16 protein-coding genes are annotated in these 17,809 nt (G+C 60.7%); 5 read left to right on the top strand and 11 right to left on the bottom strand.

The features are described from left to right. From PMI02_RS05470 to PMI02_RS05460, 3 genes are all read right to left on the bottom strand, one after another. Nucleotides 1–526: cbb3-type cytochrome c oxidase subunit I (locus tag PMI02_RS05470; RefSeq protein WP_007679903.1), on the bottom strand; the 526-nt coding region annotated here is incomplete at its 3' end. A 1-nt stretch (nt 527) separates the two neighbouring features. Continuing rightward, entirely contained in the window at nt 528–1,415 is an 888-nt protein-coding gene (cyoA, locus tag PMI02_RS05465; RefSeq protein WP_007679901.1) for a ubiquinol oxidase subunit II, read from the bottom strand. Between the two features lie 309 nt (nt 1,416–1,724). Beyond that, nucleotides 1,725–3,098 carry a winged helix-turn-helix domain-containing protein gene (locus PMI02_RS05460; protein ID WP_007679899.1) on the bottom strand — a complete coding sequence of 458 codons (1,374 nt, stop codon included), beginning with the start codon at nt 3,096–3,098 and terminating at the stop codon, nt 1,725–1,727. A gap of 407 nt (nt 3,099–3,505) precedes the next feature. Here PMI02_RS05460 and PMI02_RS05455 point away from each other — a divergent pair, with 407 nt between their 5' ends. The 5 genes from PMI02_RS05455 (at nt 3,506) to PMI02_RS25790 (ending at nt 9,013) form a co-directional block, all read left to right on the top strand. After that, nucleotides 3,506–4,366, top strand: a complete 861-nt coding sequence (locus PMI02_RS05455) for a VOC family protein (protein WP_007679897.1) — start codon at nt 3,506–3,508, stop codon at nt 4,364–4,366. A gap of 113 nt (nt 4,367–4,479) precedes the next feature. Further along, nucleotides 4,480–5,115 (top strand): aldehyde dehydrogenase iron-sulfur subunit PaoA, encoded by a 636-nt coding sequence (paoA, locus tag PMI02_RS05450; RefSeq protein ID WP_007679896.1) that lies wholly within the window; start codon nt 4,480–4,482, stop codon nt 5,113–5,115. Beyond that, complete coding sequence (locus PMI02_RS05445) at nt 5,112–6,062, top strand: xanthine dehydrogenase family protein subunit M (protein WP_007679894.1); 951 nt, start codon at nt 5,112–5,114, stop codon at nt 6,060–6,062. Before paoA ends, PMI02_RS05445 begins: the two co-directional genes overlap by 4 nt. A 2-nt stretch (nt 6,063–6,064) precedes the next feature. Continuing rightward, the gene (paoC, locus tag PMI02_RS05440; protein WP_007679892.1) at nt 6,065–8,269 is read left to right on the top strand and encodes an aldehyde oxidoreductase molybdenum-binding subunit PaoC; all 2,205 of its coding nucleotides are present in this window, start codon (nt 6,065–6,067) and stop codon (nt 8,267–8,269) included. A 9-nt stretch (nt 8,270–8,278) separates the two neighbouring features. Next, nucleotides 8,279–9,013 carry a DUF2490 domain-containing protein gene (locus PMI02_RS25790; protein WP_007679890.1) on the top strand — a complete coding sequence of 245 codons (735 nt, stop codon included), beginning with the start codon at nt 8,279–8,281 and terminating at the stop codon, nt 9,011–9,013. Between the two features lie 62 nt (nt 9,014–9,075). Here PMI02_RS25790 and PMI02_RS05430 read toward each other — a convergent pair whose 3' ends face one another. The 8 genes from PMI02_RS05430 to PMI02_RS05395 all read right to left on the bottom strand — a co-directional run bounded on the left by PMI02_RS05430 (nt 9,076) and on the right by PMI02_RS05395 (nt 17,808). After that, nucleotides 9,076–9,468 carry a putative quinol monooxygenase gene (locus tag PMI02_RS05430; protein ID WP_157222396.1) on the bottom strand — a complete coding sequence of 131 codons (393 nt, stop codon included), beginning with the start codon at nt 9,466–9,468 and terminating at the stop codon, nt 9,076–9,078. 53 nt (nt 9,469–9,521) lie between these two features. Then, the gene (locus tag PMI02_RS05425) at nt 9,522–10,880 is read right to left on the bottom strand and encodes a sorbosone dehydrogenase family protein (RefSeq protein ID WP_007679886.1); all 1,359 of its coding nucleotides are present in this window, start codon (nt 10,878–10,880) and stop codon (nt 9,522–9,524) included. A 30-nt stretch (nt 10,881–10,910) separates the two neighbouring features. Continuing rightward, a complete protein-coding gene (locus PMI02_RS05420; protein ID WP_007679884.1) occupies nt 10,911–11,411 on the bottom strand; it encodes a Dps family protein in 501 nt (166 codons plus the stop codon). 62 nt (nt 11,412–11,473) lie between these two features. Beyond that, the gene (locus PMI02_RS05415) at nt 11,474–12,580 is read right to left on the bottom strand and encodes an NADH:flavin oxidoreductase/NADH oxidase (protein ID WP_007679882.1); all 1,107 of its coding nucleotides are present in this window, start codon (nt 12,578–12,580) and stop codon (nt 11,474–11,476) included. Nucleotides 12,581–12,645: 65 nt separating this feature from the next. After that, a complete protein-coding gene (locus PMI02_RS05410; protein ID WP_007679879.1) occupies nt 12,646–13,800 on the bottom strand; it encodes an NAD-dependent formate dehydrogenase in 1,155 nt (384 codons plus the stop codon). 122 nt (nt 13,801–13,922) lie between these two features. Then, nucleotides 13,923–14,342 carry an SRPBCC family protein gene (locus tag PMI02_RS05405; protein WP_007679877.1) on the bottom strand — a complete coding sequence of 140 codons (420 nt, stop codon included), beginning with the start codon at nt 14,340–14,342 and terminating at the stop codon, nt 13,923–13,925. Between the two features lie 12 nt (nt 14,343–14,354). Then, nucleotides 14,355–15,371, bottom strand: a complete 1,017-nt coding sequence (locus PMI02_RS05400) for an aldo/keto reductase (RefSeq protein ID WP_007679874.1) — start codon at nt 15,369–15,371, stop codon at nt 14,355–14,357. A 1,108-nt stretch (nt 15,372–16,479) separates the two neighbouring features. Further along, nucleotides 16,480–17,808 (bottom strand): MFS transporter, encoded by a 1,329-nt coding sequence (locus PMI02_RS05395; RefSeq protein WP_007679861.1) that lies wholly within the window; start codon nt 17,806–17,808, stop codon nt 16,480–16,482. Nucleotide 17,809 lies beyond the last annotated feature (1 nt).

Raw genomic sequence — 17,809 nt, 5'->3', positions numbered from 1 at the left:
GCGGCGGATAGGCGAGCCAGCCGGTGCGGGCGAACTCGCCGACCAGGAGGCTGGCGTTGATCAGGAGCACGCCGCTCGCCGTCAGCCAGAAGCTGACCGAATTCAGCGTCGGAAAGGCAACGTCGCGCACCCCGAGCTGGAGAGGCACGACGAAGTTCATGAGCCCGACGACCAGTGGCATCGCGGTAAAAAAGATCATGATCGCGCCGTGCGCGGAGAAGATCTGATTGTAGTGGTCGGGCGGCAGATAGCCCTGGCTCGCACCGTGCGCGAGCGCGAGTTGCGACCGCATCATCAGTGCGTCGGCAAAACCGCGCAGGAGCATGACGAAGCCGAGAATGAAATACATTACCCCGACCCGCTTATGGTCGACCGACGTGATCCATTCCTTCCATAGATAGGGCCACTGCTGCTTCAGAGTGATCCACGCGAGAAGGCCACCCAGCACGACGATGATTACGATCGATGTGACAAGCGGGATCGGCTCGTTGAACGGGATCGCCGACCAGCTGAGTTTGCCGAGCATCTCAGCTCTCCAAGGGTTTAAGATGGGACGAAGACGGCGGAGTCTGATGGCCAGGAGCGGGCTCCGCCATGTCGTCCACAATCGCGTCAAAAAGCCCCGGTCTTACGGCCCGGTATGTGTAGGGCGGCACATAGGAGCTCTTGCCAGTCAACAACTTGTAGTTCCGGGCATCAAGCACCTCCCCCGAGACCCGGGCCTGCGTCAACCACGTCTCGAACGCGGCCTGATCGACAGAGTCGTAACTGAAGCGCATCCCGGAGAAGCCATCACCGCTGAATTGCGCCGATAAACCCGGGAAACTACCTTTGTTGTCAGCCTGTAGATGCAAGCGGGTCGCCATGCCGTGCATGGTGTAGATCTGCGTCCCCAGTTGCGGGACGAAGAAGCTGTTCATCACGGTTGCGGATGTCAGCCGGAAGCTCACGGGCGTTCCAACTGGGGCGACGATCCGATTGACCGAGGCGACTCCGTAGTCCGGGTAGATGAAAAGCCACTTCCAGTCGAGCGAGACGACCTCGATCCTGATAGGCTTCCGGGCGGAAGCGATGGGCGCTGGCGGATCGAGGTGGTAGCTTCCGATCCAGGTGATCCCGCCAAGAAGCAGAATGACCATCATCGGAATCGCCCAGACGATCAACTCGATCCTGCCCGAATATTCCCAGTCCGGGCGGTAGATTGCGCGCGTGTTCGAGGCCCTGAACCACCAGGCGACGGCCAATGTCGCGATGATCGTCGGAATGACGATTGCCAGCATGATCGCCGATGCGTTGAGCAGGATGATGCGCTCCGCCTCGCCGACTGGTCCCTGCGGATCAAGTACGCCGCCGCACCCGCTGACAGCGCAGAGGCCGGGGGCGAGAAGCAATATGCGGGTGAATAGCGACCTCATCGCGGCCACGCCTAACCCTCCCTGGTTGGTTGCGTCCGAACGAAGCGGCGGTGACGAAGCGTCAGCCTCCGCCTTCGGACTTATCCACGTTTTGACCGCAGGGGTGGCGCCGCTTCAAATAAATCCTTGCAAAAGACGCAGCCGATCGGGTCTCCAGCGCACTCAAACGGGTAACTGGCAAATACCCACCCGTGCGGTTCAATGGCTGGAACAGCGAATCGGGTTCCCTGCTTTTATAAAATGGATATTTAGACAGATAATGCGCGATACTGCGCAGATCATTTTCAACAACAGGTGCCGAACGTGTCGTTAAAGGCTCGCGACGTAGGATCGGGTCGTGTCGAGCAGACGATAAGTCAGCGTATCTTCGCGCATGTCGATCGTTAGCAGCGATTTCTCGAACAGGCTGATAAGCGCGTCTTCTGAGCCGTCGCATCCTGCATCGTTTGCGCTTTGGATCGCCTCTTTCGCCGCGAAGGATCCCGAGTAGCTGGAGAGGTGCTGCATCATCTGCTGTTCGCGGCCAGAGAGAAGATTATAGCTCCAGTCGAGCGTTGCAGAGAGAGTCCGATGCCGCGGAAGCGCAGTCCGCCTTCCCCTGGTGAGGATCGTCAGGCAATCATCGAGGTTGGCGGCAATCTCATGTAGGCCAAGGTCGGCAACCCGGGCAGCAGCCAGTTCGAGGGCAAGCGGAATGCCGTCCAGCCGGCGGCAGATTTCACCGACGACTGGAAGATGCCGGGCCTCTGGCGAGAATGGCGTTGTCGACCGGATCCGATCGATGAACATCGTCATCGCGGTAAACTCATCGATGCGAGCATCGAGAAGCTGATCATCTTTTTCTGGGAAGGTCAGCGGAAGCAATCGAAGGGTCCATTCGCCGGCGGCGCGCAGCACTTCCCGGCTCGTCACCAAGAGCTTCAGCCGGATGCAGTGCGCGAGGAGCAGCTCGGCGAGCTCGGCAATGGGCTCGACGATATGCTCGCAGGTGTCAAGGACGACGAGGCTGTCGGAACCTTCCAGCGCAACACAGAGCGTGCTGACCGGGTCTTCCCCGGCGTCCAGACCCAGGGCGCCTGCAATGGCCTCCGCAGCCCCGAAGCCGTCGACGACATGCGACAGGTCGATGAAAACGACCTTGCCCTCGTGATCCAACTCGTATCGATTGGCGGTCGCAACCGCAACGGTCGTTTTGCCGATACCGCCGGGTCCGGAAAGCGTCACCAAGCGGTTCTCCGCAAGCGCGTCGAGGACGCCCTCGATCGTCTCGTCGCGACCGATCGGCCGGTTCAACAGCGTGGGGAGCGGGCGCCTGCGCGTTGTCGCACTCGCCGGCGTTTCCATTCCGTGGGGGTAATAACGGACAGGCAGGATGAAGCAGTATCCGCGCAGCGGAATGGTCTCAATCGCGCGCTGTGCATCGTCACATTGTGCGAGGATCTTGCGCAGCGTCCCCATCTGGACGCGGAGATTGGCTTCCTCGACCGTAACCTGGGGCCAAACTGCTTTCATGAGGTCGCTAAGACTGACGACGACGCCGGCCTGCGAGACCAGGGCGAGGAGCATATCGAATGCACGCCCGCCGATCGTGATCGTATCTTTCGCCTGCTTCAGCGTTCGCAACTTCGGATAGAGCCGAAAACTGGCGAACTCATAGCATTCTTCTGTCGGCTCCATCAGCATCGTAGGCCTCCGTTAGCCAGCACCATAATAGGTGCTTGCCTTACCGAAGGAGCAAAGGAGTCATGTCACGCAGAAGGCGGGCACCATCCCTTTCACAGCCACCGGCTCATGCCGACTCTCATACCCGCGATGATGAGCTGCGAGAGGTTATCAAAGGTTAAATAAGGTGAATCCGAAGCTGAGATAGAGGGCTGTGAGGCGCAACGCGCCGGGAATACGGAACCTAGCGCGGGAAGTAGCGCCGCCAGAGACCAACTGAATTCCTGCATCAGACTGGGAAGGCATCAAAGTCCCCCTCTGCAGCTTTTACTCATCTTTATGTCAATTTAGATGCCCTCGCGAAGTGAGACGCTAATTTCGAAGCCTGAGATCGCTCGTCATCTGAAAGGGCGCAAAGGAGAAAACTTATGGCTTCTGAAGACGAACAACAGGATGTGCCGGCCGGGACCAGCCGCCGAGAGGTCATGCGGACGATCGGCGCGGCGACGCTCGCCGGGATCGTTTCGGCCGGGGGTGTTTCGGAAAGCGCGCTTGCCGCTACGCCGGCGAGCAGCACCCGGAACCGAGACAACGGGCCGCTCGCCTTTCGCCTGCAGGGCGTCCAGCACTTCGGTCTCACCGTCCACAACATGGATCGCGCCTTCGAATTTTACACCGAAGTGCTCGGCGGCACTGAGGTCATGCGCGACGGCGATTTCCACGGCGACAAGATCCAGAACACGATCATGGCGGACCAGGAGATTCTCGCCAACGAGGAGAAGGTGGATCCGCGCACCATCGGAGTGCCCGACCTTCGCGAGGGCGACCAGCGACTCGACGTCCGCTTCGTTGCGTTCGACAATGTGGTGATCGAGCTACTTCAGTATCGCGATGCCACACAGCCGCAAGGTACAGGCGACAGTTGGGCGGAGCCGCGGGATCATATGAGCCCGGCTTATCCGCGCTCGATGCACATCTGCTTCTACATCCGCGACGACGTCAACTTCAACAAGTTCATCGCCGATCTTGAGGCAGAATCCGCGCGCCGCGGCATGACGCAGGTGCGCGCAAACCGTACCATTCGGGTCCAGACGGAACAGGAACGTAAGTCCGCACCCATCACAGCCAACACCAACAAGATTACCGAAGGAAAGTCCAACGGTTGGTCGCTCATCTATTGCAAGGGTCCGGAAGGTGAGCAGCTCGAGTTCGTTCAGGCGCTCGCGCCTGTGAAGCAGGTCTTTGATCATGCCTACGAGACCCATCATCGCAAGATGGCGGGCGCCTGAGATCGTGCCGCCGTGGCCTTGGACGGCCAGTACGCAATCTCGTCACGCCGTCCCGCTGCAAGGCGGGAGGGCGTCACACAGGATAGATGTTCTCACCCGAGGAGGGTGTCACTATGAACGGATCTGGAAAATGGCGCGTCTCACGCCGGGGTGTTCTCGCCGGAGGATCGGCGTCAGCAGCGATGGCGACGATGCTTGACGCGCAACCCAGCCATCCACGGCGCCAGGCGGACATTCCTGTCTACGACGTGTCCTTCACCGTTAATGGCGAGCCGCGCACGCTCTCGCTCGACCCGCGTACCACCCTGCTCGATACGCTGCGCGAACATCTCCAGCTTACTGGCACGAAGAAGGGCTGCGACCACGGGCAATGCGGCGCATGCACCGTGCTGGTCGACGGGTTTCGCATCAACAGCTGCCTCTCGCTGGCAGTAATGCACGAAGGCGATCGCGTCACGACGATCGAAGGGGTGGGATCACCGGATCATCTCCACGCGATGCAACGTGCTTTCGTGCAGCATGACGGCTTTCAATGCGGATATTGTACGCCGGGGCAGATTTGCTCAGCGGTGGCGGTTTTAAAAGAGATAGAGGCGGGAGTCCCAAGCCATGTCACGGAAGATCTGACGGCCACTTGCGTGCCCAGCCGCGCGGAAATGCGAGAGCGGATGAGCGGCAATATCTGTCGGTGCGGTGCCTACGCCAACATCTCCGATGCAATGGCGGAAGTCGCAGGAGTCAATGTATGAAACCCTTCACCTACGAGCGGCCACGAACCGCGGCAGATGCTGTTGCGGCCGTCCTGCGCAAACCGGGCGGACGTTTCATTGCTGGCGGGACTAACCTGCTCGATCTCATGAAGTTGCAAGTCGAAACGCCAGGACATCTCGTCGATGTTCAGGATCTCGGCTTCAACAAGATCGAACCGACGCCGGATGGGGGACTGCGCATCGGCGCGCTTGTGACTAACACCGTGCTGGCAGCAGATCCGCGGATCAAACGCGACTATGGCGTGCTGAGCCGCGCGATCGTGGCCGGCGCATCCGGACAACTGAGAAACAAAGCGACAACTGCGGGCAATCTTCTGCAGCGCACACGGTGCCCCTATTTCTATGACACCAACCAGCCTTGTAACAAGCGACAGCCCGGCTCAGGATGCGGGGCCATTGGCGGAGCATCACGCGGCTTGGGTCTGATGGGGGTCAGCACAAGCTGCATCGCCACGCATCCGAGCGATATGGCCGTCGCAATGCGGCTTCTCGATGCAAAGGTGGAGACAATTGACGATGTCGGGACGGTCAGATCGATTCCGATCGCTGACTTCCATCAGCTCCCAGGTACGACGCCGCATATTGAGACTATACTTCGACCCGGCGAACTCATCACTGGCGTAGAGCTTCCCCGCCCCCTGGGCGGCCGCCATGTCTATCACAAGGTTCGTGACCGCGCATCCTACGCTTTCGCGTTGGTGTCAGTAGCAGCCGTGCTGCAGCGGGATGGAAGCGGTCGCGTCGCGGTGGGTGGCGTCGCCCCGAAGCCTTGGCGCGTTGAGGCGGCCGAGCCGCTCCTGAGAAGGAGTTCAGAGTCATTTGCGAACAGCCTTCTCTCAGGCGCCGCACCGACCGAAGACAATCATTTCAAACTTGCCCTGGTCGAGCGAACGCTCGCGGGCATTCTTCACGAAGTGAGGGCATGAAAATGGAGTTCAGCGCGCCCTCCCCCGACAATGCGATCGATCAGCTGAAAATCGTTGGCAAGCCGACGACGCGAATCGACGGCCCCCTGAAAACGACGGGGTCCGCGCCCTATGCCTATGAGCGGCATGACGTAGCCGCTGACCAAGCCTATGGCTTCATTGTTGGAGCAGCGATCGCAAAGGGCACTATTAAGGCGATCGATCTGCGCGAGGCGCGCGCTGCCGCCGGCGTGATCGGTACCGTTTCCACGCTAGACTATTCCCCGCTCGCGCTCGGCCCCATGAATACGGCGAACCTGTTCGGCGGAGCGAAGGTTGAACACTATCACCAGGCAATTGCCGTCGTAGTCGCCGAGACCTTCGAACAGGCGCGCGCGGCCGCGGCCCTCGTTCGCGTGGACTATGCTCGGTCGGAGGGTGAGTACAGCCTCGACCGCGCAGCGCACACCGCTGTTTCCGTACCGCCCGAGGAGGGTGAGCGACGTGCGGTTGGGGATTTCCCATCCGCGTTCGCGCAAGCGGCTGTCACGATCGACAGGGAATACACCACCCCCGGGCACAGCCACGCTATGATGGAGCCCCATGCAACCATTGCTGCCTGGGAGAAAGGGCGACTCACCGTCTGGACCTCAAACCAGATGATTGGCTGGGGGAAGCGCGATCTCTGCAAGGCCTTTGGTCTAAAGCCTAACCAGGTGCGCATCGACTCACCATATATTGGCGGCGGCTTCGGTGGGAAGTTGTTCGTGCGGAGCGATGTCATGGTCGCAGCACTGGCGGCCCGAGTGGTCGGCCGGCCTGTAAAGCTGGCGTTGCACAGGCCGCTAATCATCAACAATACCACACATCGCGCCGCGACTCGCCAGCGCATCCGGATTGGTGCCGAGCGCAGCGGGAAGATCGTCGCGATTGCTCACGACAGTATCTCCGGCAACCTCCCCAACGGTAAGCCCGAGCGGTCGGTGCAGCAGACCACCTTGTTTTACGGAAGCGCCAACGTCGCGGTCGATCTGCGGATGGCGCAGGTCGATCTGCCGGAGGCCAACGCAATGCGGGCGCCAGGAGAGGCACCTGGGCTGATGGCCCTCGAGATTGCAATGGACGAGATGGCAGAGAAACTGGGCCTCGACCCGGTTGTGTTTCGCATCATGAATGACACGCAAGTTGATCCAACTAAACCGGACCGACATTTTTCGGAGCGCAATTTCGTCGAATGCTTGCGGACCGGTGCCGAGCGCTTCGGCTGGAGCGACCGACCGGCCAAACCGGCGTCGCGGCGAGAAGGCCGATGGCTGATTGGGATGGGTATGGCCGGCGGCTTCCGGAACAATCAGTTGCAACCATCGGCCGCGCGCGTCCGGCTTCGGCGCGATGGCAAAATCATTGTCGAAACCGACATGACCGACATCGGGACCGGAAGCTATACCATAATCGCCCAGACTGCGGCGGAAACCATGGGCGTGAAGCTGACCGACGTCGTCGTCGTGCTGGGTGATTCGGACTTTCCCGTATCGGCAGGTTCGGGCGGCCAGTTCGGCGCGGTGAACTCCACATCGGGCGTCTATGCGGCGTGTATTAAACTGCAGAGCCTAATTCTCGAGCGGCTTGGATTCGACTCCGCAGATGCGACTTTCGTTAACGGCAAAATCCAGGTGGGCAGTCGCAGTGTCACGCTCAAGGAGGCCGTGCAGAGCGGCGAGCTCTTGGCTGAGGACGGCATAGTTTATGCCAAAGGATATGAGGAGCGTGCCCAGCAATCGACCTTTGCCGGACATTTCGTCGAAGTCGCAGTCGATAGCTTCACCGGTGAGACGCATATTCGCCGCATGCTCGCGGTCTGCGATGCCGGTCGAATCCTGAACCCGATTACAGCACGAAGCCAGGTGATTGGCGCGATGACAATGGGCGCCGGTGCCGCGCTGATGGAGGAGTTGGTCGTCGACACGCGCTTCGGATTCTTTGTTAATCACGATCTTGCCGGATACGAGGTGCCGGTTCATGCGGACATCCCCCACCAAGAGGTGATCTTCCTCAACAAGGTCGATCCCTGGTCGACGCCGATGAAGGCGAAGGGAGTTGGTGAGCTTGGCATCTGCGGCGTTGCGGCCGCGGTCGCAAATGCAGTCTACAATGCGACCGGGGTGCGCATACGCGACTACCCGATTACGCTTGATAAATATCTCGCCAACCTGCCGCGGCCTGACTGACCGCTGCCGGTGCTTGAACCGTTAACTGGCCGCCGTTTCAGGCTGCGGCATGGCCGCTTTAGCTGGTCATGGCTGGTCCTGCTTTTTGGAACCGTAGCTGGGCTCGCTCCGGAGTCCGCGCGGGCGCAGCAGTCCGAACACGGCGATAGCCAGGTCTGGATTGATCCCAAGGTTACGGTTGGCCTGACTGACAAGCTTGACTTTAGCGCCGAAGCTCTTCTTGAGTTGACAGACGATGCATCCCGTACCGGCCTTCTGCTGATCCGGCCTACGCTTACTTACCGGCTGACCAACCGATTCTCGATAGGCGGAGGCTATACCTATCTCGCGACCGACGATCATGTCGGATCCGACTTTCACGAGCATAGGATTGTCGAAGAAGCGACAGTTCTCACCACAGATGACTTCAATAAGCCCGTGCTCACCTTGCGTACCCGTCTCGAGGAGCGTTTCCGGGAGGGCGAGCGCGAAATGGGGCTGAGGGTTCGAGGTCTCGCACGTGTCGACGTTCCAATCGGCGGATCTCGACGCCTCGTGGGATGGAGCGAAGTCTTCGTCGGATTGAATAGCACCGTCTGGTCAGGACAGTCCGGCCCCGGTCAATTAATCAGCTTTGCCGGCGTTCACCTGCCTTTGTCCGGCAAGCTCAGCGTCGAGCCCGGTTACATCAATCAGACAATCTTTGATCCGGGCCGAAACCGCGTGCGTCACGCCTTCGCAGTTTTCCTGAACGCCAAGCTCTGAAAAAAGGGGCCGTCGGAAAAGCGCTCCCTTCCGACGGCGGCATGTGGTGTCATATGCGACAATTATGGGTGTTGGAGCACTTCCATCTTCATCGCCTTTACGTCGGCAACGACGAGCGGCTTGATCTTCTCGAACCAGTCCAGGACGTATGGCATCCGATTATGAGCCTCGAAATCCTCGCGGGTAGCAAACACCTCGTAAAAAACGAAGTGTCCCGGCTTCTCGCGATCCTCTTGAAGGAAATAATAGAGGTTTTTCGGGTCTGAACGTACCAAGTCGATCAGCGGCAGGGTCACTTCGCGGAGCGCCGCTTCCTTGCCCGCCTTTGCCTGTACTTCGGCCACCACCGAAAAAGCGGCGGGCGGAACGCGATGGTACCCGGCGCCATCCGGGGCCTTCGCCGTGGCCGCAGGTAGCGTTGCGAGAGCCAGTGCGGCGGTGCCCACAATTAGCATTCGTCTTATCATCGTCTGCTCCTTTCATTTGGTATTTCGAAGTCGGGGACGACCTAGTGGACCGGCGCACCCGAGGGACGGGTCGGCTGACGTCCGGCGCTGGTCACGCGCCAGACCGAACCGCCTGCATCATCCGCCACCAGCAGCGCCCCTGTCAGGTCGAACGTCACGCCCACGGGCCGACCGAAGGCGTGCTTGCCATCCGGCGCCAGGAATCCCGTCAGGACATCCTGTGGGAGCGCGCCGGTCGGCTTGCCGTCGGCAAACGGGATAAAGACGACGCGGTAGCCGGACGCCGGCTCCCGGTTCCAGCTGCCATGCTGGCCGATGAAAACGCCCTCAGCATATTTGGGCCCGAGCTTCTGGCCGTTGCTGAAGGTGAGGCCGAGCGAGGCTGTGTGCGCCCCAAGCGCATAATCAGGGCGGATCGTCCGTGCGGCGGCGGGCGGCTGCGGATCCTTCACGCGCTTGTCTCGGTGATCACCCCAATAGATCCAAGGGAAGCCGTAAAAGCCACCGTCTTTCACCGACGTCATATAATCGGGAACAAGGTCCGGCCCGAGCTCGTCTCGCTCGTTGGCGGTAACCCAGAGCTTCCCGTCAGAGGACCAGCCCATGCCGTTGGGGTTGCGGATGCCCGACGCGAACAGCCGCTTGGTTTTCGCGCGCGGATCGACCTCATAGATCGCCGCGCGACCCTCCTCTGCCGCAATGCCCTTGTCACCGACGTTCGAGTTCGAGCCGACCGTCACATAGAGTTTGCTGCCGTCAGGACTGGCGATGACGTTTTTGGTCCAGTGGTGATTGATCTTGCCGGCTGGCAGTTCGACGATCTGTTGCGGTGGCGCCGATGCCTTGGTGTCGCCCGGCTTCCACGGCACGGCCACGATCGCGTCGGTATTCGCGATGTAGAGCGTGGATCCGACCAAGGCCATGCCGAACGGGCTGTGGAGACGGTCGATGAACACCGTGGTGAGATCGGCAATCCCGTCGCTGTTGATGTCGCGCAGCAGCATGATTTTGTTGGGCGAAGGCTGTCCGCCATTCCCCTTTGAAAGGAAATGCTTGGTCACTTTCCCCTTCACACCGGTGTAATCCTCGGTCGCGTCGGCAGGGGTATTGCTCTCGGCAACAAGTACGTCCCCGTTCGGCAGAGCCAGAAGCCAACGCGGATGCTCGAGACCGGTGGCGAAACGCTTGACGGCAAGGCCGGCGGCCGGCGTTGGCGCTTGCCCCTCGTCCCACCCCACCAGCTCGGCGATATTGATGGCGGGAACAGCAGCATGTTGCTCCGGTACGAGCGTGGGATTGGGGCCTTCGGTTACCGTGATCGGATTTTCGGACGGTTTGCCACAGCCGGCCAGGCAGGTGAGCAACGCCACGGGAAGGGTTCGAGTAAGAGATGCTTTCATGGCTGTGCTCCTTGGCAGGCCGAAAGGGCCTCACTGGTTCCGACTGGCCTCAAACAGAAACCAGGCGCGCTCCTCGGCCTGGTCGGTCCAGCCATCGAGGATGCCGGACGTGGCGTTGTCGCGGGCTTCGTCAACGATCGCCTTCGCCTCGCGCAGCGACGCAACCAAAGCGACGTTATCGTCGCGCAGTTCGGCGAGCATATCCGATGCGGACACGAACTCCGCATTGTTGTCCTTTACGCGCTGACGGCGGGCGACGTCGCTGATCGAGCGCAGCGTCGTGTTACCCGTCTTGCGGACGCGCTCAGCTATATCGTCGACGATCCCGAAGATCTGCGCGGCCTGATCGTCGAGCAGGAGATGATAATCGCGAAAATGCGGGCCGGACATGTGCCAATGGAAGTTCTTGGTCTTCAGGTAGAGCGCCAGAACGTCGGCGAGGATCGTGTTCAGGACGTCCGCGACGTGCACGGTGTTCGCCGGCGCTAGGTCGGTCGGAGTGGCAAGGGTGCTCGGGAGGGTGGTCGACATGGGGATCTCCATTTCTACTCTGCGGTGCGGAGAGGCGCTTGCCTCTCAAGCAAATGCGGTGGTCACGCGCTGCGGAAGAGTCCCCGCACGTTGTTGGGTTCGGATCGAAGATACTGACCCGGCGCAGGCACGGTCGTGCCGAGAGCAGCGGCCGCATGCCACGGCCATCGTGGATCGTAGGTAATAGTTCGGGCGAGAGCGATCATGTCTGCTTGGCCGGTGGCGAGGATGCTCTCCGCCTGTTCGGGGCTCGTGATCAGCCCGACTGCGATAACCGGCATCTTCACCGCCTGCTTCACAGCGCTTGCGAGACTGACCTGATAGCTTGGCCCGACCGGTATGGCCTGGTCCGAATGAAGGCCACCGCTCGACACATGTATAGCGTCGCACCCCCGTGCCTCCAGCGCCTCCGCGACTGCGATCGACTGCTCGATCTCCAGGCCACCAGGAACCCAGTCGTCGGCCGAAATGCGAAAGCTGATCGGCCGCTCAGAAGGGAATTTTTCCCGGACGGCGTCGAAGACCTCGAGCGGGAACCGCATCCGGTTCTCCAGCGAACCGCCATATTCGTCGGTGCGCTTGTTGGAGAGCGGCGACAGGAATTGGTGAAGCAGATAGCCGTGGGCGCCGTGGAGTTGGATGAGGTTCAGCCCGAGGTTCGCCGCGCGCAGTGCGCTCGCGGCGAACGCATCTCGAATCTCACGCAGATCATCCGTCGAAAGCGCGTTTGGCGCATTCTCGCTGGGTTTGAACGCGACGGCCGACGGGGCAACCGTCTGCCAGCCTTGCGCGTGAACGGGGCTAATCTGACCGCCTCCTAGCCATGGCTTTTCCTGCGACGCCTTGCGGCCGGCGTGCGAGAGCTGGACTGCGATCGGGACCTCCGAAACCTTGCGGAGCGTATCGAGCACGCTCCCCATCGCGATCTCGTTGTTGTCGTCGTAAAGGCCCACATCCGCGTAGGAGATACGCCCTTCCGGTACCACGGCGGTGGCTTCGATAGTGAGCATCGCAGCCCCTGACAGCGCGAGGCTGCCAAGATGCACGCGGTGCCAGTCGGTCATGCATCCGTCCTCGGCCGAATATTGGCACATTGGTGCTATGATAATCCGGTTCGCCAGATCGAGGTTGGCAACCCGGATGGGTTCGAAAAGCTTGGGCTTCAACATGGCGGGCCTCGTCGTAAGGCCGGCGATCGATGGTGCGATCGCCGGCCCTTTTGGGTGCGATCGGATCAGACGGTATAGGAGAGCGCGCCGGTGCCGGCGAGCTTGCCTCCATCGACAATGACATAGTCCTCGCGGATTGGCCGCCCCTCGAACCAGCACTCGAGGATCTCGCGCGTGCCGGCGGTATACCGCGCCTGCCCCGACAGCGAGGTGCCCGACATATGCGGGGTCATCCCGTTCCAAGGCATAGTGCGCCACGGATGGTCGGCCGGTGCGGGCTGGGGATTCCACACGTCACCGGCATATCCGGCGAGATGGCCACTCTCCACCGCCCGCACGATCGCGTCGCGGTCGCAGATTTCGGCGCGCGCCGTGTTCACGATGTAGGCACCGCGCTTCATCTTCTTGATCATCGCCTCGTCGAACATATGGTGCGTCTCGGGATGCAGAGGCGCGTTGATCGTGACGACGTCGCAGACCTTGACCATATCCTCGACATTCTCGTGGAAGGTGAGGCCGAGCTCTTCTTCCTCCTCTTTCGATAGACGATGACGCGCATAATAATGGAGATGCACGTCAAAGGGCTTCATCCGCTTGAGGATGGCGAGGCCGATGCGGCCGGCCGCGACTGTGCCAACATGCATGCCTTCGACGTCGTAAGAGCGCTCGACGCAATCGGCTATGTTCCAGCCGCCCTTCTCCGCCCATTCGTGCGCCGGGATATAGTTGCGCACGAGCGAAAGGATCATCATCACCGCATGCTCGGACACGCTGATGCTGTTCGAGCCCGTCACCTCGGCGACAGTCACGCCGTGTTTGATCGCGGATTCCAGATCAACATGGTCCGAGCCGATGCCCGCAGTCAGCGCCAGCTTCAGCTTCTTTGCCTTGGCAAGCCGCTCCGGTCCGAGATAGGCGGGCCAGAAAGGCTGCGAGATGATGATCTCGGCATCCGGCAGGTGCTTCTCGAATTCGGAATCCGGCCCTTCCTTGTCGGATGTCACGATGAACTCGTGCCCCAGACCCTCGAGATATTTGCGCAGACCAAGCTCGCCGGAGACTGAGCCGAGCAGTTCCCCCGGCTTGAAATCGATCGCCTTGGGTGTCGGGGCGGTCTGACCGTTGTCGTAGACAGTGATGTTCGGGATCTCGTCGCGGGCGTAGGTCTTGGGGTAGCCGTTGACCGGGTCCGGATAGAGGACGCAGAGAATCTTCGCCATCGTCATTCTCCAGTGATGCGGGCGCACGTAACCCTCCGCGGACCCAGCGGATCCGCGTGCGTTTCGTTACCCTCTCAAAATTGGCTGATCTTGGGGCCGGCGCGTCGGCGCCGACCGGTCGATCAGGGCTTCTCGTAATGTGCCTTTAGCGCCTTCAGGCCATCGTCGTAGATGCCCTGGAAAAGCTTTGAGACTTCCTCTTCGCTCACGCCGACCGGCGTGAACTCTCCAGACCACTCGACCCGAGAGCCATTGCCGCCGTCGCCTTCCTTGACCGTCAACGTCGAGAGATAATCCTTCTGCGGGAACGGCGACTGGAGGATGTGGTAGCTGTAGCTGCGACCTTTCTCGTCAAACGCCATCAGTCGCTCGACGATGACCCCGCCGTCGGGATTGGCAAGGTGACGGACCCGCCCGCCCTCGTGCAGCTCCGACTTCGGGATGTAGGGCAGCCAGTCCGGGAGAGAGTCAAAGCCGCCAATCAGGGACCACACATCTTCGGCTGGGATCGGAAGATCGATGGTCGATAATGCCTTTGCCATTATAGTCCTCCCTTACTTGTCGGTCGGCAGAGGCCCAGCCGGATCGACGATCCCGCTCTTGCGCAAGTCAAGCCAGAAATCGTCTGGGACACTGAAGGCGAGCGCCTCATGGTCCTCCTTCACGCGATCGGGCTTGCTAGCGCCCGGGATCACGGCGGCGACGGCGGGGTGTGCCAGCGAGAAGTGAAGCGCGGCCGCTTTGATCGGGACAGCGTGCCTGGCGCATAGCGCCTTGATCGTCTCGACCTTGGCGGCGATCTCCGGCGGAATCGGTCCATATTCGAAATGCGATCCACCGGCGAGGACGCCCGAACTGTACGGTCCACCGACGACAATATCGACGCCCTTCTTCTCCGCCATCGGCATGGCCCGCTGCAGAGCATGCGAATGATCGAGCAGCGAGTAGCGGCCAGCCAACAGCGTGCCATCGGGACGAGGCTCGGACAGCTCCATCATCAGCTCCAGTGGTTCGGTCCGGTTGACGCCGAGCCCCCACCCCTTGATCACGCCCTCGTCGCGCAGCTCGTCCAGCGCGCGGAAAGCGCCGGTGCGCGCCGCCTCGAACATCGAGAGCCAGACGTCACCGTGGAAGTCTTGCGCGATGTCGTGGATCCAAACGAAGTCGAGATGATCGACGCCCATCCGCGTGATGCTGTCCGCGATCGACTTCTTCGCGCCGTCGTAGGAGTAGTCAAGAACGACCTTGTTCGAGCGGCCATATTTGAAGATGTCGCCCTTCTCGCCAAGATCGCGGGCCGAAAGATCCTCCAGTTCGTCAAGGATGATGCGTCCGACCTTCGTGCTGAGGATATACTCATCACGTGGTCGCTTGCGCAGTGCTTCGCCTAGACGCAGTTCGGACAGGCCAGCGCCGTAGAAGGGGGCCGTATCGAAATACCGCGTACCGGCATCCCAGGCGGCGTCGACAGTGGCCTGGGCTTCGTCGTCGGGGATGTTGCGAAACATGTTGCCAAGCGGAGCCGCACCGAACCCCAACGGGCCCGCCAGCAGTGCTTTCCTGATACCCATAATTCCTCCTGAATTGATGATTGACTGCTGGAGACCAAGCTATGGATCGGACTGTCCATTGACACGTTAAACGGGATAAATCTTTGTGAACGACAAGCTTTGCAGTCACTTAGTTTAGAGGCGACGATTGCTGGCGCTTGCTAACGGCGACAACTCCCGCCGCCAGATATCTACGGGACGGCGGGCGCCTAGTTCGCGAGCTCGCCAGGGTGCGCCGAGAGCCACCTGTTAGCGGCTTGCCGTGCCGTCGTCTTCTCGATGTTTACCGACGCATCCATCTCGGTGACCGGGTCGAGGCTAAAGATGCAGACTTTGCAGGATTGCCTGCTTGCGACGCCGCAAGTCGGATCTGACCACCGCTCAGTAAAAAGAGCGCGGCGCGGTTTTCAGCACCGAGGACGCCCTTCAGGTCATTAAGCGGGCTGATCTTTCCTTCTCGATTAAGATATTGGGGCGCCCAGGGTGGGAAAGATGATCCACTGACGCTGCTTTTTTCAGGGTGTCATCAAACGCGCTCGTTCAGGCTGCCTGCGTTCCCGGATCGAAGCTGTATCCAAGCGCACTCAACCCGTAATCGGCGACCGCCTTGCGTGAGAAAAGAGATTGCGACCCGTCGCCAATTCATTTGATAGTCACTGCCGTGCGCGATGGGAAGCGAGGCTTTGCCAGAGCCGGGATCAACGCCGCAGCGTAGGCCGGGACAGAGTAGGACGCCCTAAAAAGAAGCACGTTTCCGATATTGAGTCTGGTCGCCTCAAGCGCGTCGTTGCCGTAGGGTTTCCAGTATGCGGCGTGCCCTTCGGTAACCCACGCGGTGGTCATCAGGTCGATCGAAGCTTCGCCAAGAAGAGTGGGATCTTAACGTGCGGACCTTCGCGGACCTCGACCGCGTGGCCAAGCCGTACGAGCACGGAATGCACGACGGCGCCGTGACGGCGTAAAAGCTGAGATAGACCTGGTCGAGCATGATTGGCTTGTCCGGCGCCATTTGGCCAAAGCGTTGCCGTTCGCAGCCATCGCGGCGACCGCTCCGAGGAGCGACCGTCGACTGATGCCGGTCATCTTATGGACCTATCTCGAATCCACTATGTCCACTCCTCCAGTTCGCTCAAAGGGCTATGTCCCGGCCGATTTCGTAAGGCGTTCCCTCCAGCGCCTTGGGCTTGAGGCTCGGCCCGAAAATGACGCGGATCATGAAGATCGCGAAGCCGATCGCCGTCAGCACGAAACCCGCCCATGCGGCGGACAGCAGGCCGTAACCGGAGTGGATGGCATAAGCGCCAGCCCAGGCACCCAGGGCATTGGCAACATTCAAGGCGGCAACATTCATCGCTCCCATCAGCGTAGGCGCCTCGGGGGCGAACTTCGTGAGGCGCACCTGGATCGTGGGGATCGCAGCCATCATCAGCGCACCGACAGCGAAGAAGCACGGAAAGAGAACCCACGTCGCGTGACCAAACACGGCGAGGATGACGAGAACGACTAGGCACCCGCCATAGCCGATCAAGATCCCGGCGGCGGGATCGGCATCAGCTATGCGGCCACCAGCCAGATTCCCTAATGTCATGCCGACCCCGAATACGGCTAGCCCGATCGGGACGAAGCGCTCATCTAGCTTCGCGACATCGGTCACGAGAGGCCCGATGAAAGTGTAGATGGCGAATACGCTGGAAATTCCGGTGGCCGCCACCAGCATGGCGATCCAAACGCTCGGACGGCGTAACGTCCCAATTTCCTTCATGACAGACCCGCCATTCAGTGCGTCCGTCTTGGGAACCCATGCCAAGATTGCGACAAAAGAAATCGCGCCCAGCAAACCGACCGCAGCGAATGTTTCTCTCCACCCGAGCGTTTGCCCAAGAAAGGTCGCGAGAGGCGAGCCGAAGATAGTCGCGAGCGTAAGACCGAACATGACGATAGCGAAAGCCTTCCCCGAGTGCCCCGGTCCGACGATGTAGGACGCCACCACGGCGGCGGCGCCGACGTAGGCACCGTGCGGCAGGCCACTCAGAAATCTGGCCGCCATGAGCAGGATAAAATCGGGCGCAATGCCAGAGAGAAAATTGCCTACGGCAATCAAGGCGATCAGGCTGATCAGAAGGGGGCGGCGATTGAAGCGGGCTGCAAGGATAGTGAAAAGAGGCGCGCCCATCACTACGCCGATCGCATAGGCCGTGATCGCGTTCGTTGCCTCGGGGATGCCGATACCGAGTTCGCCGGAAAAGAGCTGGATGATGCCCATGCTGGCGAATTCCGACGTGCCGAGCGTAAATGTGCCGAGTGCAAGGGCCAGCAGGGTCAGATTGCGCTGCGTCCTGCTTTCCTCCTGCGGGCAGTGGACCTTGACAGACTCGCATTGCGCTTTGAAGGCCTGTTGCAGAGGATTAACCCCACGCAGATCGGAATAAATAACTTCGGCGCCAAATTTTTGGGTCATG

It is taken from the genome of Novosphingobium sp. AP12 (assembly GCF_000281975.1).
GTDB lineage: Bacteria > Pseudomonadota > Alphaproteobacteria > Sphingomonadales > Sphingomonadaceae > Novosphingobium.
The sequence above is the reverse complement of the archived record's forward strand: the minus strand, read 5'-3'. Positions and strand labels throughout refer to the sequence as shown.